We start from the raw sequence: 15,068 nt of genomic DNA, 5'->3' as shown, positions 1-15,068 counted from the left end.
GGCCGGAGCGGAGTCCTTCGACCGGCGGCTGCTGCCGCCGATGATGCTCGGCGCCGTCCTCAACCCCATCAACACCTCGATCATCGCCGTCGCGCTGGTGCCGATCGCCGCGGCGTTCGACGCCACCGCCGCACACACCGCCTGGCTGATTTCCGCGCTGTATTTGGCCACCTCGATCGGTCAACCGCTGGTCGGCCGGCTCGTCGACCTCCACGGCCCCCGCCCGCTGTACCTGGTGGGGACCGCGCTGACCGGGATCGCCGGCGTGCTGGGCATGCTCGCCCCGTCGCTGGGCGTGCTGGTCGTGGCCCGGGTCGTGCTGGGCCTGGGCACCTGCGCCGGGTACCCGTCGGCCATGTACCTGATCCGCAGCGAGGCCCGGCGCACCGGCCGCAGCAGCCCGGCCGGGGTGCTGACGGCACTGTCGCTGTCCACCCAGACCGTCGCGGTGGTCGGTCCCGCACTCGGCGGCCTGCTGATCGCGCTGGGTGGTTGGCGCGCAACCTTCGCCGTCAACGTGCCGTTGTCGCTGGCCTGCCTGGTGCTCGGCGCCCGGGTGCTGCCCCGCGGCGCAGTCCTGGACGCCGGCGGCGAGCGGGAACGGTTGGACGTCCCGGGTGTGCTGCTGTTCGCCGCGACCCTGCTCGCGCTGCTGCTGTTCCTGGTGGACCTGCGGGTGGCCCGGCTCTGGCTCGCCGGTCTGGCCGTCGTCGCCGGGGCGGCCTTCGCCGTCCGCGAGCTGCGTTGCCGGGAACCGTTCGTCGACGTCCGGGTCTTCGCGGGCAACGTGCCGTTGCTGCTGACCTACCTGCGGGCGGTGGCGGCGGCGACGGTCAGCTACTCCTTCGTCTACGGCTTCACGCAGTGGCTCGAGGACGGCCGGGGGCTGAGCGCGACGGCGGCCGGGCTGGTGCTGCTGCCGACGTTCGGCATCGGCATGCTGGTCACCACGCTCACCGGCCGGCGCCCGGAGATCCGGGCCAAGCTGTTGGTCGGGGCCGTCGGGCAGGTGGTGGTGTGCGTGCTGCTGCTGTTCGTGCACCCCGGGGCCGCTGTGGTGTTCCTCGTCGGGATCGCGGCCCTCCTCGGGATCCCGCAGGGGCTGACCAATCTCGCCATCCAGAACACGCTGTACCACCAGGCCGACCCGGCGCGCATCGGCGCCTCCGCCGGGCTGCTCCGGACGTTCCTGTACCTGGGGGCCATGCTGGCCTCGTCGGCCGGCGGCGCGGCGTTCGGTGCCAGCGCCGACACGCACGGGCTGCACGAGCTGGCCGTCGTCATGCTGGCGGCGGCGTCGCTGTTCCTGATGGTGACGGTGGCCGACCGGTCGCTGCGCCGGGTGGACCGGGCCGCCGCCGGCGGCTGACCGGTGCCGCCGCCGGCCGGCGGGTCAGTCGGCGAGCACGTCGACGACGACCGTCGCCAGGGCCTCGCCCAGCACGCGGTTGTTCTCCTCGGTGAAGTGCACGCCGTCCACGCCGTCGGTGGTGATCACCGACCCGGCGTCGAAGAACGGCACCTTGGCGAACTCGGCCATCGCCCGGTACACCTGCGCCAGCTGCCGGGTCTTCTCCTCGCCGCCGCGGAACACCTCCTGGAACCACGGATCCGGCATCGCGGACAGGGCCGGCGGGGCGACCACCAGCACCTCGGGTGCCGGGTAGCTGGTGACACCGCCGGCCGCGGACACCACCTGCCCGACGAGAGCGGCCATGCCGGTGGCGATGTCGAACGGGGTCCGGTGGAAGTAGGCCTTGCTGTCGTTGGTGCCGAGCATCAGCACGACCAGGTCCAGCGGGAGGTGGCTGGCCAGCGCGGCGGGCAGGTGGGCCGAGCCGTTCAGCCGCGGATCGAGCGGGTCGTCGGCGGTCGTCGTCCGCCCGTTCAGACCTTCCTCGACGACCGCGTACCCCGGGCCGAGACGGTCCGCCAAGACCCCGGTCCAGCGGACGCCGCGGCCGTACCGCCGGCTCGGCGCACCCTGCTCGGTGGGCACCCACCCCCACGTCAGCGAGTCGCCGAAGCACAGCACGGTCCTGGGGTCCACGGAGGTCTCCTCGTCCGACGTCCTGCGGGGGCCGCACCGGGCGGGGCCGCCGGGCGTCGGCGGGCCGTCGTCGGGCCTGCCCGCGATCCGTCGTTCGTACACCGGGGCCAGACCGGCGGCGGCAGCAGGGCCCGCCCTGCAGGATCCCGCGCGGGACGGTCGGTGCCGGGACACCGGGAGCCTCTCCGGCGGGCTCGGCGTCCCCCGCGCCGTCAGGGCCGCGGGTCGTGCCGGGTCCAGCCCCGCCGCGGCCGGCCACCGGCGGCGGCCTGGCAGCGCGGGCAGACGCGCTGCACCCGGTCGGCGTCCGCACCGGTCGCCGGTTGCACCTCGGTCCAGGGCACGTGCGGGAAGCGCAGCAGCGACGCGCGGCTCAGCGCCAGGCCGCAGACCGTCTGGTTGGTCCCGTGCGTCCACGCGTGGACCTCGCCGGCGGGCATCCGGACGCCGTCCGGGTCCGTCCAGCTGCCGGACGCGGCGACGGCCGGTGTGGTGGACCTGCCCAAAGTCGGACCTCCCGTGCGGTGCCCGGCGATCCGGTTCCCCGCCGTCCGGGCGGTCACCGCCCTCACCGCGGTCACCGCGGTCGGTGCGGTCGGTGCCGTCACCGCGGTCACCGGTCGCGGCCGTGACCAGAGCGCCACCGGGACCGGCGCGCGCCGTCGGGCGTCGCACGCTCCCGACCCCGGACGAGCCCGCGATCAGGCCGGGTCGACGGTGACCCAGTCGGGGTGCTTGGCCAGCCGCGTGTCCCCGCTGGAGGTTCCCCGGAGGCGGCGGCGGACCCAGGGCAGCACGTGGCTGCGGTAGTAGCGCAGCTCGGTGCGCACGCCACCGGGCGGCGGTGCGGACCCGGCGGCGACGGCGTCGCCCGGGGCGGCCGGGTGGCCCAGCGCCGCGAGGACCGCCTCGGCCACCCGCTGGTGGCCGGCCGGGCCGAGGTGGATGCGGTCCGCCGACCAGTAGCCGGGCCGCCGGATCTCGGTGTCGTGGAACATGTCGACGAACCGGATGCCGTCCCGGGCCGACAGCTCCCGGACGGCCGCGGTCAGTTCCTCGCCGCGCCGGCGCACGGCCCGGCCGAACGGCAGCCGGTCCGACGGGTCCGCTCCGCTGAGCAGCAGCACCTCGACGCCGGCGTCCAGGCACCGCCGGACGGCCTGCTCGGTCCACCGGGCCAGCCGCGCCATGTCGGCGCGGGGCCGCAGCATGTCGTTGCCGCCGCCGTTGAACGACAGCAGGGTCGGCAGCGGGTCCAGGGAGAGTGCGGCCTCGAGCTGGTCCGTGACGATGGGCTCCAGCAGGCGTCCCCGGATGGCGAGGTTGGCGTACTGCACCGGCTCACCGGCCGCGGCCAGACCGGCGGCAACCCGGTCGGCCCAGCCCCGCGGCGTGCCGTCCGGGCGCTCGTCGCCCACCCCCTCGGTGAAGCTGTCACCGATCGCCACGTACCGCACGCGCACCTCCCGACCCGGCCCGGCGGTCTGCGACGCCGGCGGGACCAGTGTCGGTGACGGTGCGGGCCGACCGGTGCGCGGGACCGGGTCGGGCTCCGACGCGGCTCCGACGCGGTTTGGGTGCCGGCCCCGGCGTCGGGCGCGGCGCCGCTGGGCGGCAGGCTCAGTCCCGGACCTCACCCGCCCGGTCCCGCCCGGCGAGGTACTCGCGACGCAGCCGCGCCGGCGCGCGGTCCACCCATGCCTCCACCACGAGTTCCTCGAGTTCGGGCATCGGGAGCCGGTCCAGCCGGGCGAGCACGGCCGGGAAGCCGGCGAAGTGCAGGATGGTGAAATAGATGTCGGGCTGTTCGGCGACGAGCGCCGCCCGAACGCCCTCGTCGGGCACCCGCGCGGCGACGATCGGGCCGTCGGGCGCTCCGGCGCCCAGCGCCTCCCGGTCGGTCCGCCCCAGCGGGCGCTCCCAGACGAAGCCACGGTCCCGCACCCGCCAGTGCGCGTGCCCCCAGGACACGTGCTCGCTGGTGCCGGGCAGCGCCAGCGCCAGCCGGCGCACGTCCGCCCACCCGGCCATGGCGACACCCTAGCCAGGCCGGCCGGGGCCGGCGAGCCGGACGCAGGACGTCCCCGCCGCGGACGGCACTCCAGTGCGGACGGACGTCGGCCGGGTCGACTCCGGGACCGTCAGGTCCCGCAGAAGGTGACGTAGCTGCCGAAGGTCGCCGGCGCCGGCGCCGCGTACCGCTCCAGTCCGGGGCGTTCCCGGTAGGGGTCCGCGACGGCGTCGAGCAGGACGCCCAGCGGCTGCAGGTCGCCGCCGGTGGCGGCGTCGAGTGCCTCCTCGACCAGGTGGTTGCGGGGGATGTACACCGGGTTGGCGCGGTCCATCGTGTCCGCGTCCGGCTGCAGCGCCCGCCAGCGTGCGGTCCACGCGTCGATGGCGGCCAGGTCGAGCACCAGGCTGCGGGCGGGCTCGGCGTCCCCGCGGGCGGCGGTCCCGAGCGCGCGGAAGATCGACGTCAGGTCGACGCGGTGGATGCGCTGCAGCTCGAGCAGCTCCTGCCCGAGCGAGGTGACCGTGGCGTCGTCCACGGTGGCCGGCAGCCCGAGCTTGGCGCGCATGCCGGCGGCCCAGGCGGCGCCGTACTGCGGGCGGAAGCGGCCGAGCGCCGCCACCGCCAGTTCGATCGCCCGGTCCTGGTCGTCGTCGAACAGCGGCAGCAGGGCCTCGGCCAGTCGTGCCAGGTTCCACTCGGCCACCACGGGCTGGTTGCCGTAGGCGTACCGCCCGGTCTCGTCGATCGAGCTGTACACCGTCGCCGGGTCGTAGACGTCCAGGAAGGCGCAGGGTCCGTAGTCGATGGTCTCGCCGGACAGGGTCATGTTGTCGGTGTTCATCACCCCGTGCACGAACCCGACGAGCATCCACTGCGCGATCAGCGACGCCTGCGCCGCGACGACCGCGTCGAACAGCGCCAGGGCCGGGACCGCCGCGTCCGCCGCCTGCGGGTGGTGGCGGCGGACGGCGACGTCGACGAGGCGGCCCAGCAGGCCCGCGTCGCCGGTCGCCCTGGCGTACTGGACCGTGCCCACGCGCAGGTGACCGGCGGCGACCCGGGCCAGGACGGCGCCGGGCAGCAGGCGCTCGCGGCGGACGCTGCGGCCGGTCGCCACCACCGCCAGCGACCGCGTGGTGGGGATGCCGAGCGCGTGCATGGCCTCGCTGACCACGTACTCGCGCAGCATCGGCCCCACGGCGGCCAGGCCGTCGCCGCCCCGGGCGAACGGCGTGCGCCCGGAGCCCTTCAGGTGCAGGTCGCGCAGCCGACCGTCGGCGCCCGCGAGCTCACCGAGCAGCAGCGCGCGGCCGTCACCGAGTCGTGGCGAGTAGCCGCCGAACTGGTGCCCGGCGTAGGCCTGGGCGACCGGTCGGGCACCGTCGGGGACCCGGATGCCGACCAGCAGCCGGACGCCGTCCGGGCTGCGCAGCCACTCCGCGTCCAGACCGATCTCTGCAGCCAGGGTCTCGTTCAGCGCCAGCAGCCGGGGGTCGGGGACCTCGGCGGCCTGCCAGGTCAGGGCCAGCTCGGGCAGCTCGTCCAGGAACCGGTGGGTCAGCGTGACGACCGGCGCGGATGCAACGCTCACCTCGTCCACGGTACGGCCGGCAGTGGGACCGGGGTCCGGAGAGATCCGTCCGGGCAACCGTGTCGAGAACCGCGCCGCCGCTCCGTCCCCCGGACGCGAGACGGCAGGATGGCCGTCCACCGGACGAGAGGTGACCCAGCGATGCCCAAGTACCTGCTCCTCAAGCACTACAACGGCGGCCCGGCCCCGATCGGCAACCACGGCCCGATGACCGGCTGGGCGCCGGAGGACGTCACCGCGCACCTGGACGCCCAACGACGGATCGGCGACGAGCTGCGCGCCAGCGGGGAGTTCATCGACGCCCAGGCGCTGGCCCCGACCGGGAGCTACGTCCGCTTCGGGGGACCGGACGCCGCACCGGTGACCGACGGCCCGTTCCCGGAGGCCAAGGAGCTGATCGCCGGCTGGTACCTGGTGGACGTCGACTCCGAGGCCCGCGCGCTCGAGATCGCCGCGCACGTCTCGTCGGCGCCCGGCCGCGGCGGGCGGCCGCTGTACGAGTGGATCGAGGTCCGGCCCGTGCTCGAGGACGTGCCGGCCACCGATCAGGCATGAGCCCGCTCGACCCACTGCTGGTCCGGGACCTCGCGCCCCGGGCGCTGGGCGTCCTCGTCCGCCGCGGCTGCGGCTTCGCGGCGGCCGAGGACGCCGTGCAGGAAGCGGTGATCGAGGCGTCCGTACGGTGGCCCGGCGACGGAGTGCCGCGCGACCCGCTGGCGTGGCTGGTCACCGTCGCCCACCGGCGCCACCTGGACGCGGTGCGCTCGGACGCGGCACGCCACCGGCGGGAGCGGGCGGCCCTCGACGAGCCGGTCCCCGGCCCGACGGAGCAGGCGGACGACACGCTCCAGCTGCTGTTCCTGTGCTGCCACCCGTCGCTGAGCCCGTCCTCGGCCGTCGCGCTGACGCTGCGGGCCGTCGGCGGGCTGACCACGCGGGAGATCGCCGAGGCGTTCCTGGTGCCGGAGGCGACGATGGCGCAGCGGATCAGCCGCGCCAAGCGGACGCTCGGCGACGCGCGGTTCGACCGTCCGGGCGACCCGGCCGCCGTGCTGCGGGTGCTGTACCTGGTGTTCACCGCCGGGTACGCCGGGCGGGTCGACCTGGTGGCCGAGGCGATCCGGCTCACCCGGCAGCTGCGGACCGGCGTCCGCGACCCCGAGGTTGACGGCTTGCTGGCCCTCATGCTGCTGCACCACGCCCGGGCCGCCGCCCGGCTGAACCGCCACGGCGACCTGGTGCCGCTGGACCGGCAGGACCGCTCCCGCTGGGACACCGCCGAGATCGCCGAGGGTGTCGCCGTGCTGCAGGCGGCGCTGGCACGTGGCCGGCACGGCGAGTACCAGGTGCAGGCCGCGATCGCGGCGCTGCACGACGACGCGGCGACGGCCGCGGAGACGGACTGGCCGCAGATCCTGGCCTGGTACGACGAGCTGATCGCGCTGCGGCCGGACAACCCGGTGGTGGCACTGAACCGGGCGGTGGCCGTCGGCGAGGTCGACGGGCCGCTCGTGGCCCTGCGCGAGCTGGACGCCGTGGCCGGACGGCTCAGGGGTCACCACCGGCTGGCGGCGGTACGGGCCCACCTCACCGAACGGGCCGGCGACCGGGTCGCCGCAGCACGGCTCTACGCGCAGGCCGCCGCCGGTGCCACCACGGTGGCCGAGCGGGATCACCTGACCCGCCAGGCCGCCCGGCTGGGGCAGGACTGACCGGCCACCGGGAGGCGGACCCCTCGGCGTGCCCGGCTCCCGGTCGGCCAGCGGGCACGGTGGTGGGAATCGCGATCCCGGCGGACCGGTTGCCCCGGAGGTGAAGGCGATGACCTACGACCGCTACGGCGACGACAGCGTCCTGCACCTGACCGATCTGCCGACCCCGAAGGTCGGGCCGGGGGAGGTGCTGGTCCGGGTGCGGCGGGCCGCCGTGAACCCGGTCGACTGGAAGGTCATGGCCGGCGGGCTGGACGAACTGATGGACGCCTGGTTCCCGGTGGTCCCCGGCTGCGACGCCGCCGGCGTGGTGGAGCGGGTCGGCCCGGACACCACCGAGTTCGCGCCGGGGGACGGGGTGATGACGTACGCCCGCAAGGACGTGCTGCACGCCGGCACCTTCGCCGAGTACGTCACAATCCCGGCCCGCGCGGTGGCCCGGAAGCCGGCGTCCCTGGACTTCGACGCAGCGGCGGCGCTGCCGCTGGCCGGTCTGACGGCCTGGCAGGTGCTCACCCGGCTCGGGGTCGACCGCGGGACGACGGTGCTGGTCCACGGTGCGGCGGGCGGCGTGGGTTCGCTGGGCGTGCAGATCGCCGCGGCCCGCGGCGCGCGCGTGATCGGGACGGCGTCGGCGGCCCACCACGACCACGTCCGCGGTCTCGGCGCGGACGCGGCCGTCGAGTACGGCGAGGGCCTGGCCGAGCGGGTGCGCCGGCTGGCCCCGGACGGCGTGGACGTCGTCGCGGACTTCGTCGGTGGGGTGCTGCCGGTGACCACCGCGGTGCTGCGGCCGGGCGGGCGGCACGGTTCCATCGCCGACCCGTCGGTGGAACAGGCGGGTGGGCACTGGTTCTGGGTCCGGCCCGACGGAGCCGACCTGGCGGCGTTGGGATCGCTGGCCGACAGCGGGCGGCTCCGGGTGCCGGTCGCCGCGGTGCTGCCGCTGGAGGAGCTGGCGGAGGCCTTCGCCCGCAGCCGGTCCGGCCACACCCGCGGCAAGATCGTGTTGGCCGTCGCGGACCGCTGACCGCACGGATCCGATCCCACTCCGCCGCGACCGATCTCGGCGTCCCCGGCACGGAAAAGCCGTTGCCGGCCGGGTTCTCACCCGGCCGGCAACGGCTCCTGGTCCTGCGTCCGGACTACCGGGTCACCGTGATGACGACCCGCCGGTTGGCCTCGCGGCCGGTCGGCGTGCCGCCGATGACGACCGGCCGGGCCGGGCCGTACGCGGCGGTGCTGACGCCCACCCGCGCGCCGTGCGCCAGCAGCCACGAGCACACGGTGTGCGCCCGCACGTCCGACACCCGCGTCTCGTGGGCGACGACACCGCTGCCGTAGTCGGCGTAGCCCTCACAGGTGATCGACCGTGCACCGCGGACCGACGACACCACCTGCCGCAGCTCGGCCTCGGCTCCGGGCTTCAGCGTCGCCGAGTCGAAGTCGAAGATCTCGGCTCCGGTCACCACGACACCCTGACCGGGCATCAACCGCCGACCGGCCGCGAAGCCGGCCGCGACCACGACCTGACCGTGGCCGTTGCGGTTCAGGGCCACCGTGCTGACCAGCCGCCCGCGGTAGCTGTTCGGGTTCGCCGGGACGGCGACCTCGGCCGCCCTGGCCTGCCGGTTGATCTGGTCGGTGAACCAGCCGGGCGTCGCCAGGAACGACACCGCGGCGCCGGCCCCCGCGGCGTTGACCGCCCGCAGCAGCACCCGGTACCGGTGGTCGTTCTGCAGGCCACCGAGAGCCGTGTGCAGCGGCCGGGTCCCGGTGACGGCGACGGCGTGCCAGCTGCGGCCGCCGTCCACCGACGCCTGGTACCCGCGGATCGCCGCACCGCCGGTGGACGCCGGCGCGATGAACCCGATCCGCAGACCCTCGTCCACCGCGGACGTCCGGACGGCGCGCGGCGCCGTCGGCGGCGTCACCCGCGGCGGGGTGACCGCGGGGGAGACCACGATGGCGAACGCCCGGGACACCGCACCCGCCCGGTTCGCGGCCCGGATGCCGAACACGAACCGGCCCGCGGTCGTCGGCCTGCCGGTGAGGGCACCCGTGCCGGCGTTCAGCGAGATCCCCGGCGGCAGCACACCGCTGGCGAACCGGTAGCCGACCGGCGCGGTGCCGGAGGTGACCGCCACCGATCCGGTGTAGGCGGTGCCGACGCGGGCGTTCGGGACGCTGCGCGGCAGCACCGGGGCCACCCCGGGGGTGTTCGGGGTCACCGCGGCCGAGGCAGCGGAGGCCGTACCGGCTCCCACCGCGTTCGTCGCGCTGACCCGGAAGGTGTAGGCCGTCCCGTTGCGCAGCCCGGTGACCGCGCAGGTCAGGGCGCGCGCCGGCGAGGTCGGGTTCACCGTGACCGTGCAGGTCCGGCCGGCGACCGCGACGCCGCCGGAGTAGGCCTGGACCGTGTAGGCGGTGATGGCCGACCCACCGTTGCCGGACGGGGCCGACCAGGACACGGTGGCGCGCCCGTCACCGGCGGTGGCCCGCACGCCGCGCGGGCTGCCCGGCGCGGTCGACGCCGGGATGGGCGTCACGGTGTCCGACGGCACCGACGTGGCGCCGTCACCCACCGAGTTGGTGGCGACCACCGTGAACGTGTACGCGGTGCCGTTGGTCAGCCCGGTGACGGTGCAGTGCGGCCGTGCGGTGAACGGACCGGACACCGTGCAGGTCCGGCCGGCGACCGGCTGGCCGTTGACCCGGGCCTGGACCGTGTAGGACCGGATCGGAGCTCCACCGTCCGACTCCGGTGCCGACCAGCTGACGTCGACCGAGCCGTCACCGGCGACGGTCGCGAGGTTTCCGGCCGCGGCGGGGACCTGCGGCGCCGCGGTCGGCGTGACCGCTGCCGAGGGACCCGAGGCGGCGCTGCTGCCCACGGAGTTCGCGGCGGTGACCCGGAAGGTGTACGCCGTGCCGTTGGTCAGGCCGGTGACGGTGCACGTCAGCGGGGTGCCGAACGGCGCCGTGACGGTGCAGGTGCGCCCGCTGACGGGGTCGCCGCCCGCGTAGGCCTGCACGGTGTAGGAGGCGATCGGCGCGCCGCCGTCCCGCTCCGGAGCGGTCCACGAGACCGCCGCCTGCCCGTCGCCCGCCGTGGCCGCCGCCCCGGTCGGTGCCGCCGGGGCGGTCGGCGCCGGCGTCGGGGTGACCTGGTTGGACGGGTCGGACGCGGAGCTGCTGCCGACGCCGTTCGTGGCGGTCACCGCGAAGGTGTACGACGTTCCGTTGTCCAGCCCGGTCACCGTGCACGTCAGCGGCGAGGGGAACGGGGCGGTCAGGGTGCAGGTCGCGCCCTCGACCGCCGTGCCGCCGGAGAGGGCCTGCACGGTGTAGGAGGTGACGGCGGAGCCGCCGTCGTCCACCGGAGCCGACCAGACGACCGAGGCCCGCCCGTCGCCGGCAGCAGCCTCGACGGTGGCCGGGGCGTCCGGTGCGGTCGCCGCGGGCGCCGGGACGACCGCCGCCGAGGCAGCCGAGCTCGGCCCGGTGCCGGCCGAGTTCGTGGCCGTCGCCCGGAAGGTGTACGAGGTGCCGTTGGTCAGACCGGCCACCACGCAGGACAGCGGCGGGGTGAACGGGCTCGTCAGCGTGCAGGACCTGCCCGCCACCGGGTCGCCGTTGACGTAGGCCTGCACCGTGTACGACGCGATGTCGGCCCCGCCGTCGTTCGCCGGGGCGGTGAGCGAGACCGACGCCTGGCCGTCACCGGCCGCGGCCGTGACCGCGGTCGGCGCACCCGGAGCGGTGACCGGCGTGGAATTGTCCGGGGCGACCGCGGCGGACGCGGCCGAGGCCGGACCGGTGCCGACGGCATTGGTGGCCGTGACGGTGAAGGTGTAGTCGACCCCGTTGGTCAGGTTCTCCACCGTGCACTGCAGCGGGGGCGTGAACGGGCTGGCGAGCGTGCAGGTACCGCCGTCGACGGCCTGGCCGTTCGCGTAGGCCTGCACCGTGTAGGAGGTCACGGCAGAGCCGCCGTCGTCCGCCGGGGCGGACCAGGTGACGGTCACCGAGCGGTTGCCCGGGGACGCGACGGCGGTGGTCGGCGGCGCCGGGCTCTCGGCCGGGCCGGAGATGCGGATCAGCGCGGTGCCGCCGGGGTAGCCGAAACCGTCGGTCTCGCCCCACTCGTAGACCTGGAGCCCGAACGGGTTCGGCCCGGTGAACGAGTGTGCGCCGGTCGTGATGGACAGCTGGGCGCCGGAGTAGCCACTGGTGCCGATCGGCGCGAACTGGTCGACCGGGATCGCCACCCCGTCCAGCAGGACGGCACCGGCGTCGGCGGTGGGCACGACGACGGAGGCGTACGGGGTGAACCCGCCGTCCGGAAGCGCCGGCGCGGAGATGGTGTAGTGGTCCAGGTACTCGCCGGTCGGCGGGACCAGCAGCATCAGGGGGTCGCCCGTCGTGCTGTCGAACGTGGTGCCGTTGCCGTACTGGGCGACCTCGACGGGCTTGGTCGCGTCGATCTGCACGCCGTCGTTGCCGGCGGTGGTTGCGTCGGCGGGCAGCACGGCCTCGTAGAACTCTCCTGCACCGAGCGTCGCGACCGGGGTCCCCCCGACGGACACCACGGTGTTGTCCTCGTTGGCCAGCACCCGGTAGGTGTCCCCCTTGGTGCGGGTGGCGTACCGGACCGTGGCGAAGTGCGTGCCCCAGGTGCTCACCGGGGTCATCTGCTGCTCGACCTGGTCGCAGGCGGCGGCCGAGGTCGGGATGTCGGCGCACCCGTTGCCGCCCATCACGGCGACCGGTGCGGTGGCGACGATGGTGGTACCCGACACGTCTGCGTCGCGGGTGGTCGCCTGCAGCTGGTAGCTGTCGCCGCGGTTCAAGGTGCGGGTGAAGGCCACGCCTGCCGGGTGACCACCGATGGCCGTCGCCGGCGTCACCGTGACGGTCGTGCCGTCCACGGTCCCGACGACGTTCAGCTGGGACGCGAGCCCGGCCATCGGGATCCCGGTCGTATACCCGAGCACCCGGTAGGACCGGCCCAACGAGGTGGTGGGCAGCCCCAGCCAGCCGCTGCTGGTGTAGAGCACGTGGCTGGTGCCGTACACCGACACCGGCACGGTGCTCGTCAGGTGCACGCCCTTGGCCTCGATACCGTCGGTCGCCTGCACCTCGAGACCGGGGTCGATGGCCACCTGGGTGACCTCTCCGGGCGTGACCGTGAAGGTCTGTTCCCCGGAACCACCGGGCGGCGGCGCGGAGACGGTGCCCGTCCCCGCCACGTCCCCGGAGATGGACAGGGTGAGGGCAGGGGATCCACCCTCGCCGCCGGCGTTGACCGGGAAGGTCATCCAGAAGTCGGTGCCCACGCTCGTCAGCGAGCCGTCGTCCGCGGTCGCCGTCGCGGCCGGCGCGGCCGCCGGGTGCTGCACCGGCGTCACCGCGGACGCGGCGGGCGCGGACCCGACGACGAGCACACCGGCGACCAGGACCGTGGTGGCGACGACGGAGCTGACGCGTCGCACAGCGTGCCGCCGCCCTCGCGATCGCGCACCGGTCGGTGCCGCACCCCCGCGCGGCGCCGTCCACGGCCACCCGGGCCGCCGACCTCTTTGCTTCATCTTTACCCCTGACCGATCGGTCCGACGGGTGTACGACACCCGGCCGGGCCACCCCGGCGGGGGACACTCTGATCCGCGCCGCGCCATCGGGCTAGCACGATCGGGCGAGTTCGCTCGCTCGATCCGGCACACCGACCATTCGCCGCCGCCAGTCACAGTGCGTGACGGATTCTGCGCGCTCCGTACGGCCGGACGGCACGGCGCCGGCGGTGGTCCACCCGGATCCAGCCGCGAGACGGCCGGGCCTTGCGACCGAACCAGCGGTCACCGTCGGCCGGGCCGGCCGGTGGTGCGGGGCTACGGCTGGGTGCGGTGGGCGCCGCCGGTGCGGACGGTGCCGTCGGGACCGTCCTGGTCGAGGCCGCCGACGCCCACCTCGTTGCCGTCCGGGTCGCGGAACAGCACCTTGCGGACGCCGTCGTACCGCTCCTCATGCACCGGCGCCAAGCCGCGGGCGGCGACGTCGCGCAGCCAGGTCCGCAGGTCGTCGACGAACACGGTGACGAACCCCTGGCCGGCGCGCTCCGGCCGCACTTCGACGTACAGGTAGCCGTGCTCGACGACCTGGAAGACGGCTTCGGTGTCGTTGGGGAAGAAGGCGGGCGGGGCGCCGAGGAATCGCTCGTACCACCGGACGGCGCGGGACCGGTCGGCCACCGGCAGCCCGGCGAACAGGTCCACGCCGGCGACCGTAGCCGAGGCGTCGACCCGCCGCAGCATGGAGACGGTTCCCCCGTGCCCCGCCGTTGTGCCACGCTCGCGGCGTGCAGACGGTGTACGAGGCGGCCGGCGGCCTGGACGGGCTGCGCCGGCTCGCCGCGGCCTGGCACGTCAGGGTGATGGCGGACGCCGTGGTGGCCCACGCCTTCGGCCACGGCTTCCGTGCCGACCACACCGAGCGACTGGCTGCGTACTGGGCGGAAGCGCTCGGCGGGCCGGCGGCGTACTCGTCCCGGTACGGCGACGAGAGCTCGGTGGTCCGGCTGCACAGCGGCAACGGTGCGCACGAGGACATGGACCGGCGGGCCATCCGGTGCTTCGACCAGGCGCTCGCGGACGTCGGGATCCCGCCGACCGGGCGGCTGGGCAGCGCCCTGCACCGCTGGTTCGCGGACCGGACCACCGGCGCGATGGCCCGCTACCCGCGGTCCGCCGACGACGTCCCGGACGGGCTCCCCATCCCGAGGTGGTCCTGGGACGGCCCGCCGGCGGACGCGGACGGAGCGGGCTGACGACGCGCCGCCGACGGACGTGACCGCAACGGTCCAGGCGAATCCGGACAGATTCCGTCCGCAGCCGGCTCTACCCTCACCGGCATGGCGGACGACCTGCGGGACCTGTCGGGATCCACGATCGAGCGCGTCGACCTGAGCGGGTCGAGGATGGACTGGGTGGTGCTGGACGGCGTCCGGCTCCGGCACGCCAGCCTGAGCGGGCTGGTGCTGCGGGGCGTCGAGATCAGCGACACCACCATCGACGGCGACGTCGAGCGCCTGGTGATCAACGGTGTCGACGTGGCGCCGCTGGTCCAGGCGGAACTCGACCGGCGGCAGCCCGACCGGGTGCTCTTCCGGCCGACCACCGCGGACGGGTTCCGCGCCGCCTGGGCGAGGAACACCGAGCTGTGGGCGGCCACCGTCGACCGGGCCCGCCGGTTGCCGCCGGAGGCGCTGCACGAGTCGGTGGAGGGCGAGTGGTCGTTCATCCAGACGGTGCGGCACCTGGCCTTCGCGACGCAGTCGTGGGTGGGCCGCTGCCTGCTCGGCGATCCGGCGCCGTGGCACCCGCTCTCCCTGCCGTGGGACCAGCGGCGGCCGCGGCCCGGGCTGCCCACCGACCGGGACGCCCGCCCGTCGCTGGACGAGGCGCTCGCCCTCCGGCAGGACGCCGCCGGCCTGGTCGGCCGGGTTCTCGAGGACCTGACGGACGAGCGTCTGGACGAGCGCACCGAGCCGCTGCAGGGGCCGGGCTGGCCCGAGGAGGGGGCGACGTTCCCGGTGCGCGAGTGCCTGCTGGTGGTGCTGAACGAGGAGTGGGAGCACCGCCTGTACGCCGAGCGGGACCTGGCCGTCCTCGAGCAGCGCGGCTGATCCCGGGCGGTCCGCCCCGA

Annotated in this window: 13 protein-coding genes; 6 read left to right on the top strand and 7 right to left on the bottom strand. The window is 75.4% G+C overall.

From position 1 onward, the window contains the following. Positions 1 to 40: 40 nt before the first annotated feature. Positions 41 to 1,369 carry an MFS transporter gene (locus IEY37_RS05140; RefSeq protein ID WP_188940827.1) on the top strand — a complete coding sequence of 443 codons (1,329 nt, stop codon included), beginning with the start codon at positions 41 to 43 and terminating at the stop codon, positions 1,367 to 1,369. A 24-nt stretch (positions 1,370 to 1,393) separates the two neighbouring features. Here the strand turns inward: IEY37_RS05140 and IEY37_RS05135 are convergent, their stop codons facing one another. The 5 genes from IEY37_RS05135 to IEY37_RS05115 form a co-directional block, all read right to left on the bottom strand. Further along, positions 1,394 to 2,050, bottom strand: a complete 657-nt coding sequence (locus IEY37_RS05135) for an SGNH/GDSL hydrolase family protein (protein ID WP_188940440.1) — start codon at positions 2,048 to 2,050, stop codon at positions 1,394 to 1,396. Positions 2,051 to 2,262: 212 nt separating this feature from the next. Continuing rightward, complete coding sequence (locus tag IEY37_RS05130) at positions 2,263 to 2,556, bottom strand: hypothetical protein (protein WP_188940439.1); 294 nt, start codon at positions 2,554 to 2,556, stop codon at positions 2,263 to 2,265. 195 nt (positions 2,557 to 2,751) lie between these two features. Further along, positions 2,752 to 3,507: an SGNH/GDSL hydrolase family protein gene (locus IEY37_RS05125; protein WP_188940438.1), complete on the bottom strand. Its 756-nt coding sequence runs from the start codon at positions 3,505 to 3,507 to the stop codon at positions 2,752 to 2,754. Positions 3,508 to 3,670: 163 nt separating this feature from the next. Further along, on the bottom strand, positions 3,671 to 4,081 hold the full coding sequence (locus IEY37_RS05120) for an MmcQ/YjbR family DNA-binding protein (RefSeq protein ID WP_188940437.1): 411 nt from the start codon (positions 4,079 to 4,081) through the stop codon (positions 3,671 to 3,673). A gap of 110 nt (positions 4,082 to 4,191) precedes the next feature. Further along, entirely contained in the window at positions 4,192 to 5,655 is a 1,464-nt protein-coding gene (locus IEY37_RS05115; RefSeq protein WP_188940436.1) for a protein adenylyltransferase SelO, read from the bottom strand. A gap of 141 nt (positions 5,656 to 5,796) precedes the next feature. On the opposite strand from IEY37_RS05115, the gene IEY37_RS05110 reads away from it, so the two are divergent. From IEY37_RS05110 to IEY37_RS05100, 3 genes are all read left to right on the top strand, one after another. Next, the gene (locus tag IEY37_RS05110) at positions 5,797 to 6,210 is read left to right on the top strand and encodes a YciI family protein (RefSeq protein WP_188940435.1); all 414 of its coding nucleotides are present in this window, start codon (positions 5,797 to 5,799) and stop codon (positions 6,208 to 6,210) included. Then, entirely contained in the window at positions 6,207 to 7,367 is a 1,161-nt protein-coding gene (locus IEY37_RS05105; protein ID WP_188940434.1) for an RNA polymerase sigma factor, read from the top strand. Before IEY37_RS05110 ends, IEY37_RS05105 begins: the two co-directional genes overlap by 4 nt. A gap of 100 nt (positions 7,368 to 7,467) precedes the next feature. Next, positions 7,468 to 8,397 carry an NADP-dependent oxidoreductase gene (locus tag IEY37_RS05100; RefSeq protein WP_188940433.1) on the top strand — a complete coding sequence of 310 codons (930 nt, stop codon included), beginning with the start codon at positions 7,468 to 7,470 and terminating at the stop codon, positions 8,395 to 8,397. Between the two features lie 115 nt (positions 8,398 to 8,512). Here IEY37_RS05100 and IEY37_RS05095 read toward each other — a convergent pair whose 3' ends face one another. Both IEY37_RS05095 and IEY37_RS05090 read right to left on the bottom strand, forming a co-directional pair. Beyond that, the gene (locus IEY37_RS05095) at positions 8,513 to 12,862 is read right to left on the bottom strand and encodes a fibronectin type III domain-containing protein (protein ID WP_188940432.1); all 4,350 of its coding nucleotides are present in this window, start codon (positions 12,860 to 12,862) and stop codon (positions 8,513 to 8,515) included. 393 nt (positions 12,863 to 13,255) lie between these two features. Then, positions 13,256 to 13,639 (bottom strand): VOC family protein, encoded by a 384-nt coding sequence (locus IEY37_RS05090; protein WP_229673896.1) that lies wholly within the window; start codon positions 13,637 to 13,639, stop codon positions 13,256 to 13,258. Between the two features lie 83 nt (positions 13,640 to 13,722). Here IEY37_RS05090 and IEY37_RS05085 point away from each other — a divergent pair, with 83 nt between their 5' ends. Together IEY37_RS05085 and IEY37_RS05080 are read left to right on the top strand one after the other, a co-directional pair. Then, entirely contained in the window at positions 13,723 to 14,190 is a 468-nt protein-coding gene (locus tag IEY37_RS05085) for a globin domain-containing protein (RefSeq protein WP_188940431.1), read from the top strand. 84 nt (positions 14,191 to 14,274) lie between these two features. Further along, positions 14,275 to 15,048, top strand: coding sequence for a DinB family protein (locus IEY37_RS05080; protein WP_188940430.1), 774 nt, complete (start codon positions 14,275 to 14,277; stop codon positions 15,046 to 15,048). Positions 15,049 to 15,068: the final 20 nt, after the last annotated feature.

This window comes from Nakamurella endophytica, assembly GCF_014646215.1.
Taxonomy (GTDB): domain Bacteria; phylum Actinomycetota; class Actinomycetes; order Mycobacteriales; family Nakamurellaceae; genus Nakamurella; species Nakamurella endophytica.
This window is presented reverse-complemented; position numbering and strand designations above follow the sequence as displayed.